Origin of the sequence: Microbacterium sp. 22215, assembly GCF_052045655.1 — a bacterium.
GTDB classification, from domain to species: Bacteria; Actinomycetota; Actinomycetes; order Actinomycetales; family Microbacteriaceae; genus Microbacterium; species Microbacterium phyllosphaerae.
In genome coordinates this window covers 398,476-414,906 of the sequence record NZ_JBQEPC010000001.1, presented here as the reverse complement: position 1 = coordinate 414,906, position 16,431 = coordinate 398,476, and the positions used below count along the sequence as shown (strand labels likewise).

At 68.1% G+C, this 16,431-nt stretch carries 15 protein-coding genes and 1 tRNA gene; 8 read left to right on the top strand and 8 right to left on the bottom strand.

Translation table 11 applies throughout. The annotated features are described in order from the left end of the window. Window position 1: 1 nt before the first annotated feature. Window positions 2-2,188 (top strand): MMPL family transporter, encoded by a 2,187-nt coding sequence (locus ACTJKH_RS02135; protein ID WP_440735569.1) that lies wholly within the window; start codon window positions 2-4, stop codon window positions 2,186-2,188. Between the two features lie 5 nt (window positions 2,189-2,193). Here the strand turns inward: ACTJKH_RS02135 and ACTJKH_RS02130 are convergent. From ACTJKH_RS02130 to ACTJKH_RS02115, 4 genes are all read right to left on the bottom strand, one after another. After that, window positions 2,194-2,267 (bottom strand) — tRNA-Arg (locus ACTJKH_RS02130). 35 nt (window positions 2,268-2,302) lie between these two features. Then, a complete protein-coding gene (locus tag ACTJKH_RS02125; protein ID WP_259162069.1) occupies window positions 2,303-2,800 on the bottom strand; it encodes an HNH endonuclease in 498 nt (165 codons plus the stop codon). A 332-nt stretch (window positions 2,801-3,132) separates the two neighbouring features. Continuing rightward, the gene (locus ACTJKH_RS02120) at window positions 3,133-3,864 is read right to left on the bottom strand and encodes a M23 family metallopeptidase (protein ID WP_259162070.1); all 732 of its coding nucleotides are present in this window, start codon (window positions 3,862-3,864) and stop codon (window positions 3,133-3,135) included. A 354-nt stretch (window positions 3,865-4,218) separates the two neighbouring features. Beyond that, window positions 4,219-4,920: a metal-dependent transcriptional regulator gene (locus ACTJKH_RS02115; RefSeq protein WP_210098574.1), complete on the bottom strand. Its 702-nt coding sequence runs from the start codon at window positions 4,918-4,920 to the stop codon at window positions 4,219-4,221. A 97-nt stretch (window positions 4,921-5,017) separates the two neighbouring features. Here ACTJKH_RS02115 and serC point away from each other — a divergent pair, with 97 nt between their 5' ends. Next, window positions 5,018-6,130 carry a phosphoserine transaminase gene (gene serC / locus ACTJKH_RS02110; protein WP_440735568.1) on the top strand — a complete coding sequence of 371 codons (1,113 nt, stop codon included), beginning with the start codon at window positions 5,018-5,020 and terminating at the stop codon, window positions 6,128-6,130. A gap of 67 nt (window positions 6,131-6,197) precedes the next feature. On the opposite strand, the gene ACTJKH_RS02105 is transcribed toward serC, so the two are convergent. Continuing rightward, a complete protein-coding gene (locus ACTJKH_RS02105) occupies window positions 6,198-6,908 on the bottom strand; it encodes a DUF3027 domain-containing protein (protein ID WP_440735567.1) in 711 nt (236 codons plus the stop codon). Beyond that, a complete protein-coding gene (locus ACTJKH_RS02100) occupies window positions 6,892-7,272 on the bottom strand; it encodes a cold-shock protein (protein WP_210098577.1) in 381 nt (126 codons plus the stop codon). The genes ACTJKH_RS02105 and ACTJKH_RS02100 overlap by 17 nt, the downstream gene beginning before the upstream one ends. A gap of 139 nt (window positions 7,273-7,411) precedes the next feature. Between ACTJKH_RS02100 and ACTJKH_RS02095 the strand changes: the two genes are divergently transcribed. The 6 genes from ACTJKH_RS02095 to ACTJKH_RS02070 all read left to right on the top strand — a co-directional run bounded on the left by ACTJKH_RS02095 (window position 7,412) and on the right by ACTJKH_RS02070 (window position 14,011). Further along, the gene (locus tag ACTJKH_RS02095) at window positions 7,412-7,687 is read left to right on the top strand and encodes a multidrug ABC transporter ATPase (RefSeq protein ID WP_210098578.1); all 276 of its coding nucleotides are present in this window, start codon (window positions 7,412-7,414) and stop codon (window positions 7,685-7,687) included. Between the two features lie 10 nt (window positions 7,688-7,697). Then, entirely contained in the window at window positions 7,698-9,407 is a 1,710-nt protein-coding gene (locus tag ACTJKH_RS02090) for a helicase-associated domain-containing protein (RefSeq protein ID WP_440735566.1), read from the top strand. Window positions 9,408-9,418: 11 nt separating this feature from the next. Further along, on the top strand, window positions 9,419-11,059 hold the full coding sequence (locus ACTJKH_RS02085) for a DNA repair helicase XPB (protein ID WP_440735565.1): 1,641 nt from the start codon (window positions 9,419-9,421) through the stop codon (window positions 11,057-11,059). Between the two features lie 101 nt (window positions 11,060-11,160). Next, window positions 11,161-11,847 (top strand): response regulator transcription factor, encoded by a 687-nt coding sequence (locus tag ACTJKH_RS02080; RefSeq protein ID WP_201471433.1) that lies wholly within the window; start codon window positions 11,161-11,163, stop codon window positions 11,845-11,847. 56 nt (window positions 11,848-11,903) lie between these two features. After that, window positions 11,904-13,598, top strand: coding sequence for a sensor histidine kinase (locus ACTJKH_RS02075; RefSeq protein WP_440735564.1), 1,695 nt, complete (start codon window positions 11,904-11,906; stop codon window positions 13,596-13,598). Between the two features lie 125 nt (window positions 13,599-13,723). Beyond that, window positions 13,724-14,011 (top strand): WXG100 family type VII secretion target, encoded by a 288-nt coding sequence (locus ACTJKH_RS02070; RefSeq protein ID WP_210098582.1) that lies wholly within the window; start codon window positions 13,724-13,726, stop codon window positions 14,009-14,011. Window positions 14,012-14,094: 83 nt separating this feature from the next. Here ACTJKH_RS02070 and groL read toward each other — a convergent pair whose 3' ends face one another. Together groL and ACTJKH_RS02060 are read right to left on the bottom strand one after the other, a co-directional pair. Continuing rightward, on the bottom strand, window positions 14,095-15,714 hold the full coding sequence (gene groL, locus ACTJKH_RS02065; RefSeq protein ID WP_440735563.1) for a chaperonin GroEL: 1,620 nt from the start codon (window positions 15,712-15,714) through the stop codon (window positions 14,095-14,097). Between the two features lie 122 nt (window positions 15,715-15,836). Then, window positions 15,837-16,415: a LytR C-terminal domain-containing protein gene (locus ACTJKH_RS02060; RefSeq protein WP_440735562.1), complete on the bottom strand. Its 579-nt coding sequence runs from the start codon at window positions 16,413-16,415 to the stop codon at window positions 15,837-15,839. Between the last annotated feature and the right edge of the window lie 16 nt (window positions 16,416-16,431).

The following is a 16,431-nucleotide window of genomic DNA, read 5'->3' as shown; positions in this document are numbered from 1 at the left end:
GATGTCCAGCCCTGAGCACGCGCCCATTCCGCCGACCCGCGAACGCACGCGTCGACACTCCTGGGTCCGCGTCCTCATCCCTGTGGCGCTGATACTCGTCTGGCTGGTGGGCGCCGGCCTCGGCGGCCCCCTGTTCGGCAAGGTCGACGAGGTGTCCTCGAACGACCAGACCAGCTACCTGCCCGAGTCGGCCGATGCGACGCAGGTGCAGAAGCTCCTCGGCGAGTTCAACGACAGCGACGCCATCCCGGCGATCGCCGTGTTCGTCTCGGACGACGACCTCTCGGAGTCCGACATCACGACCATCTCGGATGCCGTCGCGGACTCCCCCTCGGTGGAGGGCGTGAGCGAGGATGTCTCGCCCGCGCTCGTCTCGGATGACGGCCGTGCGGTTCAGGCCTTCATCCCGATCGAGGGCGATGCCGAGCTCGCCGATGCGATCGATGCCCTGGCCGCGCAGCTGCGCGATGCGGCTCCCGACGGAGTGACGGTCTACATCACGGGCCCTGCGGGCTTCAGTGCCGATCTCGTCGCCGGGTTCGCCGGCATCGACGGGCTGTTGCTCGGAGTGGCGCTCCTGGCCGTGCTGGTCATCCTCGTGCTGGTCTACCGATCGTTCCTGCTGCCCATCGTCGTGCTGTCCACGAGCCTGTTCGCCCTGTGTGTGGCGCTCCTGGTCGTGTGGTGGCTCGCGAAGTTCGAGGTGCTGCTGCTGAGCGGCCAGACCCAGGGCATCCTGTTCATCCTCGTGATCGGCGCCGCGACCGACTACGCCCTGCTGTTCGTGGCGCGGTTCCGAGAGGAGCTCCGCGTCGCGCAGGACAAGGGAACCGCCGTGCTCGCGGCATGGAAGGGCTCCTTCGAGCCCATCGTGGCGTCCGGCGGAACGGTGATCGCCGGGCTCCTGTGCCTGCTGCTGAGCGACCTCAAGTCGAACAGCACGCTCGGCCCGGTGGCCGCGATCGGCATCGTCTTCGCGATGCTCGCAGCGCTCACCCTGCTGCCGGCGCTCCTGCTGCTGTTCGGGCGGGCGGTGTTCTGGCCGAGACGTCCGAAGTTCGAGCCGGAGGTCGTCGCCGAGGAGCACGGCATGCGCAAGACCGGCCTGTGGGCTCGCCTCGCGGGCCTGATCACCAAGCGCCCCCGCGCCATCTGGGTCGTCACGACGCTCGTGCTGCTCGCCGGCGCCGCCGGTGTGCTGCAGCTCAATGCCGTCGGCGTCCCGCAGTCCGATCTCGTGCTCGGCGCGTCCGAGGCTCGCGAGGGCCAGGTCGCGCTGGGCGAGCACTTCCCGGGCGGCTCCGGCAGCCCGGTGTACGTCGTGGTCGCGGAAGACCGGCTTCAGGATGCCGCTGACGTGCTGCTCGCCGATGACGGCATCGACGGGGTGTCGGTCACGGCATCCGATTCGCCGAGCGGTTCGGCGACGGTCACCGCCGACGGGCTCGAGGCCGTCGGCCCTCCCGGAACCCCTGCCCCCGAGCCGACGGTGGTCGACGGAGAGGTGCTGCTGCAGGGGACCCTGACGGATGCCGCCGACTCCGACGCGGCGGCGGCGACCGTCCGCGACCTGCGCACCCAACTCGACGACCTCGACGCACTGGTCGGTGGCGTCACAGCGACGGCGATCGATACGAACGACGCCTCGATCCATGACCGCAACCTGATCATCCCGGTGATCCTCGTCGTGATCATGCTCATCCTCATGCTGCTGCTGCGCTCGATCCTCGCGCCGGTGCTGCTGATCCTCACGACCGTGCTGTCGTTCGGCACGGCGATGGGCGTCTCTGCTCTGGTCTTCAACGGAGTGTTCGACTTCCCCGGCGCCGACCCCGCGGTTCCGCTCTACGGATTCGTGTTCCTGGTGGCACTGGGCATCGACTACAACATCTTCCTGATGACCAGAGTGCGCGAGGAGTCGCTCGAGCACGGCACTCGCGAAGGCGTGCTGCGCGGACTGTCGATCACGGGAGGGGTGATCACCTCGGCCGGCCTCGTGCTCGCGGCGACGTTCGCAGCGCTCTCGGTGATCCCGATCCTGTTCCTCGTGCAGCTCGCGTTCATCGTCGCGTTCGGCGTGCTGCTCGACACGTTCGTGGTGCGCTCGCTGCTCGTGCCGGCGCTCGCCTACGATCTCGGCCGTGTGATCTGGTGGCCGTCGAAGCTGTGGCGTCGCGGTCGCGACTGACGGGGTGCCCTCGACTGGATTCGAACCAGCGACCTGCCCTTTAGGAGAGGGCTGCTCTATCCTGCTGAGCTACGGGGGCGAGGGTTCCATTCTAGAGGAACCCTCGCTTCCCGCTCACGCGGCGAGTGCGAGGTACGGCTCCCATCGTGGGTCGCTGCGCTCGATACCGCGGACCGTCCAGGCGCTGCCGTGGGGCGGACGCGGAGCGAACCGCAACTCCCAGCGCATCTCCTGAGGCGTGCGGTCGCTCTTGGTGTTGTTGCAGCGCAGGCAGCAGGCCACGAGGTTCTCCCAGGAGTCCGCTCCCCCGCGCGAACGCGGCATCACGTGGTCGATGGTCGAGGCGGCTTTGCCGCAGTAGCCGCACCGGTGGTTGTCGCGACGCAGGACTCCGCGTCGGGTGACGGGGACCCGGCGGCTGATGGGGATGCGGACGTAGCGCGAGAGGACGATGACGGCGGGGCGATCGTAGACTCCGTGACTCCCCCAGACGGGGTCGTCCTCGACGCGTTCGATCACGGTCGCCTTGTCGTTCATGACCAGGACCAGGGCTCTCTTGAACGACACGATCGCGAGCGGTTCGTATCCTGCGTTCAGTACAAGTGTGCGCATCGTCATCCTCTCGATCCGCCGGGACGGCTTCCCGGCACTCTCGACTCACACGAAGCCGCACAGGGCGGAGGCGTTCGCGGGGATGCAAAAAAGGCGCTGTCTACAGACAGCGCCTCATGCGCACGGCAAGACCGTGGCGTCCCTGCGGACGATGCAGCAGGACGTGACGACCGAGGGCATCCATGGTTCGGATGTTCGGTATTCGCTCCATCAGCTTCTCCCGACTATGCGACAACGGGTTCAGGCTAACCCATCAGAAGCAGGGGAAGGTCAAACTGCGGGTGAACGCGCGAAGGCGTGTCCCCGAATGAGCGAACGGCAGCGGCCGGCGCTCAGCCGGCGTTGGCGCCGAGCCAGGCGATCGGCTCCATGAGGCCGCCGTTGACCCAGACCTCGAAGTGGAGGTGGTTCGCGGTCGATCGACCGGTGCTGCCGACGAAGCCGATCAGCTGGCCTGCGGCGACGGTCTCGCCGGCCTGGACCTGACGCGAGCCGTACGTCATGTGGCCGTAAGTGGTCTGCACGCGCTGACCTCCGACGACGCTGTCGAGCATGACGCAGACGCCGTAGCCGCCGATGCTCTCGGCGGACGCCCGGACGACTCCGGCAGCTGCCGCATAGATCGGGGTTCCCGCCGGGGCGAGCATGTCTGCACCCTGGTGCGCGCCGCCGACCGTGCGGCTGACGTTGTACGACCCCTGCGGGAGCGGGTAGCGGACCTCGCCCGAACCGGGCGAGACCAGGGCGTAGTTGCCGATGTCGAAGCTGCTGCTGCTGTTCGACGCCGAGGCTGCCGACGCTGCCGCAGCGGCACGCGCCTTCGCCGCCTCTTCGGCCTTCTTCTTGGAGATCTCGTCAGGAGTCGTGGCTGTGAACGTGCCACGGCTGAGCGGCGCAGCCGTCGCATCCGAGGCGACGACGAGCGACTGTGCGTCGACGGCCGCGAGCTGCTGGACCGTCGCGGTGGCGTCGGCAGGCTTCGAAGCGGCGTAGGCGGGCAGCGCGACGGCGGCGACCAGAGCACCGACCGCCCCGAAGATGGCGATGGAGCGGAGGGGCTTCACAGCCTTTCTCGCGTCGATCCGGGTTCCGGAACGGCGGGCGACCACTCGATCTTCAGTTGTCTTCGCGGGCGATTCGATGTCTTTTGCCAAAACTTGATCCTCCTGCGCCTGCACGCTCGGGTAGCGCTGGCTCGTCGGCACTCTGCTCTCGGGGCACCAATGTAGCTCGGGTACGTTGTGCGGTCTGACCGGGAGGGCGACGAGCCTGGAAGGCGAATCCTCTCGGGTGTCGTCAGCGGGCTTCTTCGACGACCTGTCCGAGGTTACCGGAAGATAACGATCCTGTCACCCTGCGAACCTGGCAATCCTCGGAGAGGCGGAATCACGCGGATCTCAGGGCTGATCAGCCGTGGATCAGGCCGGCTCGCCGACCAGGAAGATGTGCGAGGCGAGCTCGACGGGCAGCTCGAGGCCGTCTTCCTTGCCCTCCATCTGGATGAGGACGTACCCCTCGTTGAAGCGGTAGTCGCCCTTCGCGCCCGGCACCACTCCGGCGTCGCGGAGCTGCTCGAGGAGCTCGGGATCGACCTGAGCGGGCTCTGCGAGACGACGCACCGTGCCGTCGATCGGAGCGCCGGCGGCGTTCAGCTTCTGCACGAGGCCGATGACTCCCTCGTCGAACGTGCGCGCCGGGGTGTCTCCGAGCTGGTCGAGCCCGGGGATCGGGTTGCCGTAGGGCGACTCGGTCGGGTGACCGAGCAGCTCGACGAGTCGACGCTCGACCTGCTCGCTCATGACGTGCTCCCACCGGCAGGCCTCTTCGTGCACATAGGCCCAGTCGAGCCCGATCACGTCGGAGAGCAGGCGCTCGGCCAGACGGTGCTTGCGCATGACGTTGACCGCCTTGCTGCGACCGGCGTCCGTGAGCTCGAGCGTGCGGTCTTCGGAGACGACCACGAGACCGTCGCGCTCCATGCGTCCGACGGTCTGCGAGACGGTGGGGCCCGAGTGACCGAGGCGCTCGGAGATACGTGCGCGCAGCGGCACGATGTTCTCCTCCTCGAGCTCGAGGATGGTGCGGAGATACATCTCCGTGGTGTCGATCAAGTCGGTCATGTGGCCCTCCGGGTCTTCTTAGGCAAGCCTACATTCCCGGGGGACATCAGGCGTCACGCGGTGAGGCGGCCGTCGGGTCACGCCGTAGTATCGATCCATGGCGATCGAGATTCCCCGTGACCTCCTGCCCGCTGACGGCCGCTTCGGATGCGGTCCCTCGAAGGTGCGCACCGAGCAGCTCGACGCGCTGCTCGCCGCAGGGCCGACCCTGCTCGGCACATCGCACCGACAGGCCCCGGTCAAGAACCTCGTCGGCAGCGTCCGCGAGCAGCTCGCGGCGCTCTTCCGCCTCCCCGAGGGCTACGAGATCATCACCGGCAACGGCGGATCGACGGCGTTCTGGGATGCCGCGGCTTTCGGCCTGATCGAGCGCCGCAGCCAGAACCTCGTGTTCGGAGAGTTCGGCGGCAAGTTCGCCGCCGCGGCCGCCGCCCCGTGGCTCGAGACCCCGGACGTGCGCAAGTCCGAACCCGGCTCCCGCACCGCGGCGGAGATCGTCGAAGGCATCGACGTCTATGCCTGGCCGCACAACGAGACCTCGACCGGTGTGTCGGCACCGATCGAACGCGTCGTCGCCGACGGAGCGCTGACGGTCATCGACGCGACCAGTGCCGCGGGTGGCATCGACTTCGACGCCACCGAGGCCGACGTCTACTACTTCGCGCCGCAGAAGAACCTCGGCTCCGACGGAGGCCTGTGGTTCGCCGCCGTCTCCCCCGCGGCGATCGACCGGATCGAGCGCATCGCCGCATCCGACCGCTACATCCCCGAGTTCCTCAGCCTGAAGAACGCCGTCGACAACTCGCGGCTCAACCAGACTCTGAACACCCCGGCGCTGACCACTCTGCACCTGCTCGACAGCCAGCTGAGCTGGATCCTGTCGAACGGCGGCCTCGCCTGGGCGGGTGCGCGCACGGCGGAGTCGTCCGGCATCCTCTACGACTGGGCGACGGCGTCGGACGTCGCCACACCATTCGTCACGGATGCCGCGCATCGTTCGCCCGTCGTCGTCACGATCGACTTCGATGACAGCGTCGATGCCGCAGCCGTCGCCAAGACCCTGCGCGCGAACGGCATCGTCGACACCGAGCCCTACCGCAAGCTCGGCCGCAACCAGCTGCGCGTCGCGACGTTCGTCTCGATCGAGCCGGACGACGTGCGCCAGCTGACCCGGTCGCTCGACTACGTCCTCGCGAACACCGGCGCCTGACACCGAGACGACGGAGAAGGGGCCGCGCTCGCGCGCGGCCCCTTCTTCCGTTCATGGACGTCGAGCGTCACTCCTCGTCGTCGGAGTCATCCTCGTCGTCGGAGTCGTCGGAGTCGTCGTCCGACTCGTCATCCTCGTCTTCGTCATCGTCCGACTCGTCGGAACCGTCGTCGTCCGACTCGTCATCGTCCGCGACGGCGGAATCGTCGAGTTCGTCGATGTCGACGCCATCGAGATCGCCGGCATGGAGTTCACGCGGTACAGCGGCCAGATCGAGTTCGTCGTCTTCGTCGTCTTCGTCGTCGTCGTCATCGTCGTCGTCGTCGTCGAGATCCTCGTCCTCCTCGAGGTCCTCATCGAGCTCATCGTCTTCGTCGGACTCCGCCTCGTCCGCGTCGCCCTCACCGGCTTCCGCGTCGGCATCGGCGGCGGCTGCGGCGGCCTGCTCGGCGAGCTCCACCTGGTGGGCGCGGTACTCGGCGAGCCGTTCGGCCCACGGCACCCACTCCGGAGCGAGAAGCGCACCGTCACCGGGGAGCAGCTCGACCTCGAGCACGGTCGGCTCCTCGTCGTCGACGCGGGCGACCGTCACGGTCCAGAACCAGCCGGGGTACCCCGGGAGGCGATTCTCGAAGCGCAGCGACACCGAGCCGTCGTCTTCGGGGAGGTAGTCGGCAGCGGGTCCGACCGTCGACGTCGGCGTGATCTCGTGCAGCGCGGCGAGCGCGAGATCGTGCGCGTCGATCAGACGCTGGTCGACATCAGGCTTCGAGGTCATCGGCTACCTTGCGCAGGACTGCCGCGATCTTGCGGCCGTGAGCGGATGAGGGGTATCGGCCGCGGCGGAGGTCGCCGCCCATTCCGTCGAGGAGCTTCACGAGATCCTCGACGATGATCGCCATGTCGTCGGCCGGCTTGCGCTTCGCCTTCGCGAGGCTCGGCGGCGCTTCGAGCACACGAACCGACAGTGCCTGCAGACCTCGCTTGCCGTCGGCGACACCGAACTCGACGCGGGAGCCCGCCTTCACCGCCGCCCCGGTGGGCATCGCGGAGGCGTGCAGGAAGACGTCCTGGCCGTCATCGGTGGCGATGAAGCCGAAACCCTTGTCTTCGTCGTAGAACCTGACCTTGCCGGTGGGCATGGGAGAAACCTCGCTGAGTCGGTGTGGAGCTGGATCGGACGCACGTATGCGGCCGGTTCCAGCCTACCGGTCACCGGGCGGGTAATCCGTAGGTCACGCCAGGGAACAGGACGCGCCTGCAGCGACTAGGCTGAGACCGATGAGCACCAAGAGTCCCGAACCTGAGGTTCCCGTTCGCCGTATCGATCGCATCCTGGCGTTCTCGGCACTCGGACTCGCTGCGGCATCCATCATCTGCTTCTTCGCCATCATCATCGGCACCGCCGTGGGTATGCAGCAGAAGGACTTCGGGGCCGGCGTGTGGCCGTTCGTCGCCGCTATCCCCTATTGGGGACTCCCTCTGGCATTCGTGATGATCATCGTGCTGCTCACCATGAGCTTCATCCGCAAGGGTCGCGCGGCATCGCGGCCCTGAGGAATCCGGCATGAGCACGCACGCCCGCCCGCTGGCCGAATGGCTGTCCGCGGCGAGCGACGAGCAGCTCACCTCCCTGTTCACCGCCCGGCGCGTGCGTCCGGATGCCGGCTGGCAGGACTTCTTCGATGCGGCCGAAGCCCTCCTCGACCCCGCCTCCATCGCGCGGGCGCTTCCCGCCCTGACGCACGAAGAGGCTGCAGCACTGCTCGTCGCCGCCTCCCGGCCCCTCGACGAACACGCGCCGGAACGGGCGACGCTCGAGCACCTCGCACTCATCCGACCCGACGGCGCCGCCTTCCCGCCGGTCGCAGCCGCGATCGCAGACCGAGACCTCCCCACTCCGCCTCGCATGTCGGCACCGCAGCCCGCCGGAGAGGCTGACAGCGCTCATGCCGCCGAGCGCGCGTTCACGACAGTGTCGGCACTCGCCGACCTCCTGCTGCTCGCCCGCGAGAAGCCGTTCGCGCTGCTCGCGGGCGGCAACGTCAGCGCCGGCGAGAAGCGGGGACTCGGAGAGTCCGGAGTCGCCGCGGAGTCGGTCGACGCTCTCATCGCGATCGCCGTCGACTCGGCGCTCGTCGCACCGGACGAACGCCGATTGCGCACGACCGTTCGCACGGAGGAGTGGCTGCGATCGCCCGTCTCGGACCGGTGGGGTGCACTCGCCGCCGGTTTCCGCGACGCCCTCCCCCGCGGAGTGCGCACGGCGGACGGCGGATGGACTCCGACGACCTCGTGGCCACACGCTCACCCGTGGGATTCCGCCTGGCCCGAGCACAGTGCCGCTCTCCTCGAACGCGCGCGCCTGCTCGGCCTCATCGCCGACGGCGACGGTGAGCCCGCATGGGCCGAGCCCCTGCGTCTCGGCCGCGCCGTGGATCCCGCGCCCCTCACCGCGCTGCTGCCTGCCGAGGTCGACCGCATCTTCCTGCAGAACGATCTGAGTGCGATCTCGCCGGGCCCGCTCGCTCCCGCGCTCGACGTGCGGCTGCGCACGATCGCCGCCCGCGAGTCGGCGGCGCAGGCCTCCACCTACCGGTTCACGCCCGAGTCGATCGCCCACGCACTCGTCGCCGGAGAGACCGAGGAATCGATCCTGGAGTTCCTCGAGGCGCTCTCGCTCACCGGCATCCCGCAACCGCTGCGCTACCTCGTGTCGCAGACGGCGCAGCGGCACGGACTCGTGCGCGTGTCGGTCGACTCCGAGACCGGCCGCACCCGCATCGAGAGCAGCGACCGGCATCTGATCGAGGCGATGGCCGTCGACCAGAGCCTGCGGCCGCTCGCGCTGACGAAGCACGTCGCCGCGCTCTCGACGCGGGTCGGACGCGACACCGTCTACTGGGCGCTCACCGACGCACGCTATCCCGCGACCCTCGTCGCCGAGGACGGCACCGTGATCACCGGGGAGCGGAATCCCGCGACCGAGCCGGCGCCTGAGAGCGCCGCGGACTACGCGCCGCTCATCTCGGCCCTGCGCGCACACCAGGGCCCCGACGCCGATGCCGCCTGGCTCGATCGCGAGCTCGACGCGGCGGTCCGAGCGAAGGCCGTGCTGCGAGTGACCGTGGGAATGCCCGACGGCTCGACGAGAGACCTGATCCTCGAAGCCACGGGACTGGGCGGCGGACGCCTGCGCGGGCGAGACCGCGCAGCCGACGTCGAACGCACGCTGCCGGTGTCGAGCATCCGCGCCGCCACCGTGATACCCCAGTAAACTGGACAGCTATGTCTGATGGACCCCTGATCGTCCAGAGCGATCGCACCGTGCTGCTCGAAGTCGCCCACGCCGATGCCGAGAGCGCCCGCCACGAGCTGGCGATCTTCGCCGAGCTCGAACGCGCCCCCGAGCACATCCACACCTACCGCATCACCCGACTCGGGCTGTGGAATGCGCGCGCCGCCGGACACACCGCAGAGGACATGCTCGAGACGCTCGACCGCTGGTCGCGGTTCCCCGTGCCGCCGTCGGTCTCGGTCGACCTTCGCGAGACGGTCAACCGCTACGGCCGCCTCGTGATCGAGCGCGACGACGAGGGCACCCTCGTCCTCCGCTCCAGCGACCCTGCCGTCCTCGCCCAGGTGGCGAACAACAAGCGCATCCAGCCGCTGCTGATCGGGCACCCGACGCCCGAGACCTTCATCGTCGACGCCTGGGCACGCGGCCAGATCAAGCAGGAGCTGCTCAAGATCGGCTGGCCCGCCGAAGACCTCGCCGGCTACACCCCCGGCACACCGCACGAGATCGAGCTCGCCGAGGACGGGTGGGAGATCCGTCCGTACCAGCAGGAGGCCGTCGACGCGTTCTCGAAGGACGGATCGGGTGTCGTGGTGCTGCCCTGCGGCGCGGGCAAGACGATCGTCGGCGCCGGCGCGATGGCCGCGACCAAGACCACCACGCTCATCCTGGTGACCAACACGGTGTCGGCGCGTCAATGGCGCGACGAGCTGCTCAAGCGCACGAGCCTCACCCCCGAGGAGATCGGCGAGTACTCCGGCCAGGCCAAGGAGGTCAAGCCGGTCACGATCGCGACCTACCAGATCCTCACGGCGAAGCGGAAGGGCGAGTACGCTCACCTGGCGCTGCTGGATGCTCTCGACTGGGGCCTCATCGTCTACGACGAGGTGCATCTGCTTCCGGCTCCGGTCTTCAAGCTCACCGCCGACCTGCAGGCACGCCGTCGCATCGGCCTCACCGCGACGCTGGTGCGTGAGGACGGCCGCGAGGGCGACGTGTTCAGCCTGATCGGCCCCAAGCGCTTCGATGCGCCGTGGAAGCAGATCGAGGCTCAGGGGTTCATCTCCCCCGCGGTCTGCTACGAGGTTCGCGTCGACCTCCCGCCGGAAGACCGGCTCGAGTACGCCGCCGCGACCGATGACGAGCGCTACCGCCTCGCGGCGTCCGCTCCGGCGAAGATCGACGCCGTGCGCGAGCTGATCGCCAAGCACACCGGCGAGCGGATCCTCGTGATCGGCCAGTACCTCGACCAGCTCGACTCGCTGTCGCAGTCGCTGAACGCGCCGCAGATCACCGGCGCGACCCCGATCGACGAACGCGAAGAGCTGTACCGCGCCTTCCGCGAAGGCGACATCTCGCTGCTCGTCGTCTCGAAGGTCGCGAACTTCTCGATCGATCTCCCCGAGGCATCCGTCGCGATCCAGGTGTCCGGTTCGTTCGGCTCCCGTCAGGAGGAGGCGCAGCGCCTCGGCCGGCTCCTGCGTCCGAAGCAGTCCGGCCACACCGCGAGCTTCTACACGCTGGTGGCCCGCGACACGATCGACCAGGACTACGCGCAGAACCGCCAGCGGTTCCTCGCCGAACAGGGGTACAGCTACACGATCATGGATGCCGACGCCATCGCTGCCTGACGGGTCGGACGGGGCTCCCCGGCAGCCGGTACGCGGTGGGCGAAAGCGGCGCTCCGACGGATAATCAGCATCCGCATGGCCGAAGTCACCATAATGGGGACATGACTGATGCGCGCATCCTGGTCGTCGATGACGAACCCAACATCCGCGACCTGCTGTCCACGGGTCTGAGCTTCGCCGGGTTCCAGGTGAAGACCGTCGCCAACGGCGCCGCCACCATCTCCGCCGTCCTCGAAGAGGAGCCGGACCTGATCATCCTCGACGTCATGCTCCCCGACATGAACGGGTTCAGCGTGACCAAGCGCCTTCGCGGCGCCGGGTTCACCGCTCCGATCCTGTTCCTGACGGCCAAAGACGGCACCGACGACAAGATCGAGGGACTCAACGCCGGTGGCGACGACTACGTCACGAAGCCGTTCAGCCTCGACGAGATCGTCGCGCGCGCCCAGGCGATCCTCCGGCGCACCATGCAGGCCGACGAGGAGTCGATCATCCGCGCCGGCGAGCTCTCGATGGATCAGGACACCCACGACGTGCATGTGGGCAAGGAGGCCATCGAGCTCAGCCCGACCGAGTTCAAGCTGCTGCGCTACCTCATGCTCAACCCCAACCGCGTGCTCTCGAAGGCCCAGATCCTCGACCATGTCTGGGAGTACGACTTCAACGGGGATGCGGGCATCGTCGAGAGCTACATCTCGTACCTTCGACGCAAGATCGATCCGCACACCGAGGAGTCGGTCATCCAGACCAAGCGCGGCTTCGGCTACATGCTCAAGGTCGGCAAGTAGTCCGGCCCACCGCCGCACGTCGACGCCGCAGAGCATCCGTCTCCAGGGAGGACCGTATGGCGCGCAAGCCTGACGCGGTCACCCGCTGGTGGCGCTCGATCAGCCTGCGCGCGAAGGTGACGGGAGTCACCGTCGGCGTGCTCGCACTCGGCCTGCTCGCCGCGGGCCTGGGCACCGTCCCGATCCTGCGCAACTCCCTCGTCGACAACATCGACGCGCAGCTTCCCGCACTGGTCTCGGCCGATCTCGCGAACCGCTACTTCGATGTGTCGGTCGACGACGACAAGACGATCTACACGCCCACGGATTCACCTCGGGACTTCTTCGTCGCGATCTACGACGCCGAGGGCGTGCTGCAGGCGACGACCGGGAACTCGGCGAACGGCGCGCCCCTGTTCCCCTCCTCGTACTCGCCCCTCGACGTGCAGGCCAACGAGGACACACGGTTCACGATCGAGGGCACCAAGGGGACGAGCTTCCGCGCGGCCGTCGCACGGGTGCCGGGTGAGGGCGACGGCTCACTGAGGATCCAGATCGTCGCGATGCCGCTCGAGTACGCGGACCGCATCATCAGCCAGTACTTCGGCATCTACATCACGGTCGCCCTCGTCACGATCGTCATCGCCGCGCTGCTGACCCGCGGACTCGTCACCCTCACGTTCCGACGGCTCGGACAGGTCGAGTCGACAGCCATGTCGATCGCCGCGGGAGACTTCACGCAGCGCCTCACCGACCTCGAGCCGACGACGGAGGTCGGCCGTCTGAACAGCGCCATCAACACCATGCTCGATCGCGTCGACGGCTCGCTTGCGCAGCGCGACCGCACCGTGCAGCACATGCGCCGCTTCATCGGCGATGCCAGCCACGAGCTGCGCACCCCGCTCGTGAGCGTCCGCGGCTATGCCGAGCTCTATCGCATGGGCGCCATCAAGGGCGAAGAAGACACGGCCCGAGCCATGGAGCGCATCGAGAAGGAGGCGATCCGTATGGGCGTGCTCGTCGAGGATCTCCTCGCTCTCGCCCGCCTCGACGAGGAGCGCGAGCCCGAGATCGAGGCGCTCGACCTGCGTCCGATCGCCCGCGACGCCGCCCTGGACCTGCGCGCGGCTGCGCCGGCCCGCACGGTGACGGTCGTCGATCGCACCGTCGAAGCGCCCCTGATCGAGGTGACGACGCGCTCGAACCCGATCGTGCCGCCTGCGCAGACCCCCGCCCCCCGAGGGCTGTCGAGGGGCACGCTGGCCCGGCTGCGGCGGCGCCCCCGCAACTCCGCGGCCGAGGTCCCAGCGATCGACTTCACCGAAGCCGCGGACATCCCGGTGCGCACGCCGCCCATCGTGCTCGGCGAAGAGAACAAGGTGCGGCAGGTCGTCACCAACCTGCTGGGCAACGCACGCCGCTTCTCGCCCGAGGAGAGCCCGATCGAGCTCGTCGTCGACGCGGATCGGGTGCGCGGTACGGCGAGCATCTCGATCGTCGACCACGGCGAAGGCATCCCCCCGCAGATCCGCGAGCAGATCTTCGAGCGATTCTGGCGAGCCGACACGTCGAGGGCGCGCGAGACCGGAGGCTCGGGCCTGGGGCTCGCCATCGTCGCATCGATCGTGAAGGCGCTGCACGGCGATGTGGCCGTCTCGGAGACCCCCGGTGGCGGCGCCACCTTCACAGTCACGTTCCCGCTCGCCCCGTCCCGCGCGACTCCGGCGCATCTGCTCGAGGACACGCAGCCGATCGAGCCGCTGAACCTCTGACCCTCTCTCCTGCACGCCACCGCGTCTCTGCGGGTTCTGCACAGTGATCGGAGATCGAAGACCCGCGCGCGGATGCAGGCATCCTCTCCCTCCTATCGTCGGAGCACCACACGAGAGGAGTTCCCATGTCCGTCATCACCGTCGACACCGAAGCCGTAGGTGCCGCCCAGGGAGCGGCACTGGCCACCATGGAGCGTCTGCAGACCGAATCAGCCACACTCATGTCGCAGCTCACGCAGCTGCAGTCGTCATGGGTGGGCACCGCGTCGCATGCGTTCCAGTCCTGCGCGGAGCAGTGGCGCGGGGCACAGCTGCACGTCGAGCAGGTGCTGGAGTCGATCGGTCACTCGCTGGGCAGCGCTGCGACGCAGTATGCGGATGCCGATCAGTACTCGGCCAGCCTGTTCCGCTGACGCGACCGATCGAACGCCCGGACCACCCGGGAAAGCAGAAACGCCCCGACCGAGGTCGGGGCGTTTCTGTCAGTGCGGATGGATCAGAAGTCCATGCCACCCGACGGGTCACCCATCGGAGCAGCGGCCTTCTCGGGCTTGTCAGCCACGACGACCTCGGTGGTGAGGAAGAGAGCCGCGATCGAGGCTGCGTTCTGCAGCGCCGAGCGGGTCACCTTCGCCGGGTCGATGATTCCTGCGGCGAACATGTCGACGTACTCGCCCGTTGCCGCGTTGAGGCCCTGGCCCGAGGGGAGCTCGGAGACCTTGTTCGCGACGACGCCCGGCTCGAGACCGGCGTTCAGCGCGATCTGCTTGAGCGGAGCCTCGATCGCGACGCGAACGATGTTCGCACCGGTCGCCTCGTCGCCCGAGAGCGACAGAGCGTCGAGAGCCTTGGTGCCCGACTGGATCAGCGCGACGCCACCACCGGGGACGATGCCCTCCTCGACGGCTGCCTTCGCGTTGCGGACGGCGTCCTCGATGCGGTGCTTGCGCTCCTTGAGCTCGACCTCGGTCGCCGCACCCGCCTTGATGACGGCGACGCCACCGGCGAGCTTGGCGAGACGCTCCTGGAGCTTCTCACGGTCGTAGTCGCTGTCGGTGTTCTCGATCTCACGACGGATCTGCGTGACGCGACCCTCGATCTGATCTGCCTCACCGGCACCCTCGACGATCGTGGTCTCGTCCTTGGTGACGATGACCTTGCGCGCACGACCCAGCAGGTCGAGCGTGGCGTTCTCGAGCTTCAGGCCGACCTCTTCGGTGATGACCTGTCCACCGGTGAGGATCGCGATGTCCTGCAGCTGCGCCTTGCGGCGTTCGCCGAAGCCGGGAGCCTTGACGGCGACCGACTTGAAGATGCCCTTGAGCTTGTTGAGCACGAGAGTCGCGAGAGCCTCGCCCTCGACGTCCTCGGCGATGATGACGAGCTCCTTGCCGTCCTGGATCACCTTGTCGACGATGGGCAGAAGGTCCTTGATGTTGGAGATCTTCTGGTTCGCGATGAGGATGTAGGCGTCCTCGAAGACAGCCTCCTGGCGCTCCGGGTCCGTCACGAAGTACGGGTTCAGGTAGCCCTTGTCGAAGCGCATGCCCTCGGTGAGCTCGAGCTCGGTGCCGAAGGTCTGCGACTCCTCGACGGTGACGACACCCTCCTTGCCGACCTTGTCGATCGCCTCGGCGATGAGCTCGCCGATCGCGGGGTCGGCGGCGGAGATCGACGCGGTCGCGGCGATCTGCTCCTTGGAGTCGATCTCCTTCGCGCTGGCGAGGAGCTCCTCGGTGATCGCTGCGACGGCCTTCTCGATGCCGCGCTTGAGCGAGATCGGGTCGGCGCCGGCTGCGACGTTGCGCAGGCCCTCGCGGACCAGAGCCTGGGCGAGGACGGTGGCGGTGGTGGTTCCGTCGCCGGCGACGTCGTCGGTCTTCTTGGCGACCTCCTTGACGAGCTCCGCACCGATCTTCTCGTACGGGTCGTCGAGCTCGATCTCCTTGGCGATGGAGACGCCGTCGTTCGTGATCGTGGGGGCGCCCCACTTCTTCTCCAGCACGACGTTGCGGCCGCGCGGGCCGAGGGTCACCTTGACCGCGTCGGCGAGGATGTTGAGGCCGCGCTCGAGGCCGCGGCGGGCCTCCTCATCGAAAGCGATGATCTTTGCCATGAGTTTTGTCGTCCCTCCTGGACGTAGACGTTGGGTTTAGCACTCAGAGTGAGAGAGTGCTAACGCCATTCTGGCACTCGACCCCATCGAGTGCAAGCTGCGGGGAGGGACCGCGCGGCGGCTCAGGAGGCGGGAGTCTCCGCCGGAGTCGCGGGTGCCGACGACGAGCGGTCCACGCCGATGACCACGGTGAGCTGCTTCGCACCCGTGTCGTTCAGATCCGCGTAGAAGTCGCTCTGCTCGACCGCTGCCCCGCCGATGAGGTTGGCCAGCCCGATGGCTGCCAGCTCGTCCTCATCCGCGACGTAGTAGACGGTCGTGGTGGCGAAGTCCTGGCTGGCGCTGTCGCTCGCGAACACCACGTCGGCAGCCCACCCGCTGTTGATGAGCTTGTCGCGCATCTGCTCGTCCAACCCCTCGTCGGGGGAGGCGTTGAGGATCATCACCGAGTACGTCACGTCGACGACGCCCGTCTCGACCGGCGTGGGGGTCGACGACGGCACGGCCTCGGGGAACAGGCTGATGCGCCCCATCACCACGAGAGAGCCGAAGATCCCGCCGATGATCAGCACCAGTGCAGCCACGAACGACCAGAGCAGCACCACCCAGCCGTTCATCCCGGGGGCTTCGGCGCGATGCGCTCCGACGCGTCCGGACGTGGGGGGAACGTCGTCGAATCGATCTCGGCTGGGCTTTGACACCCCTCGATGCTAACGG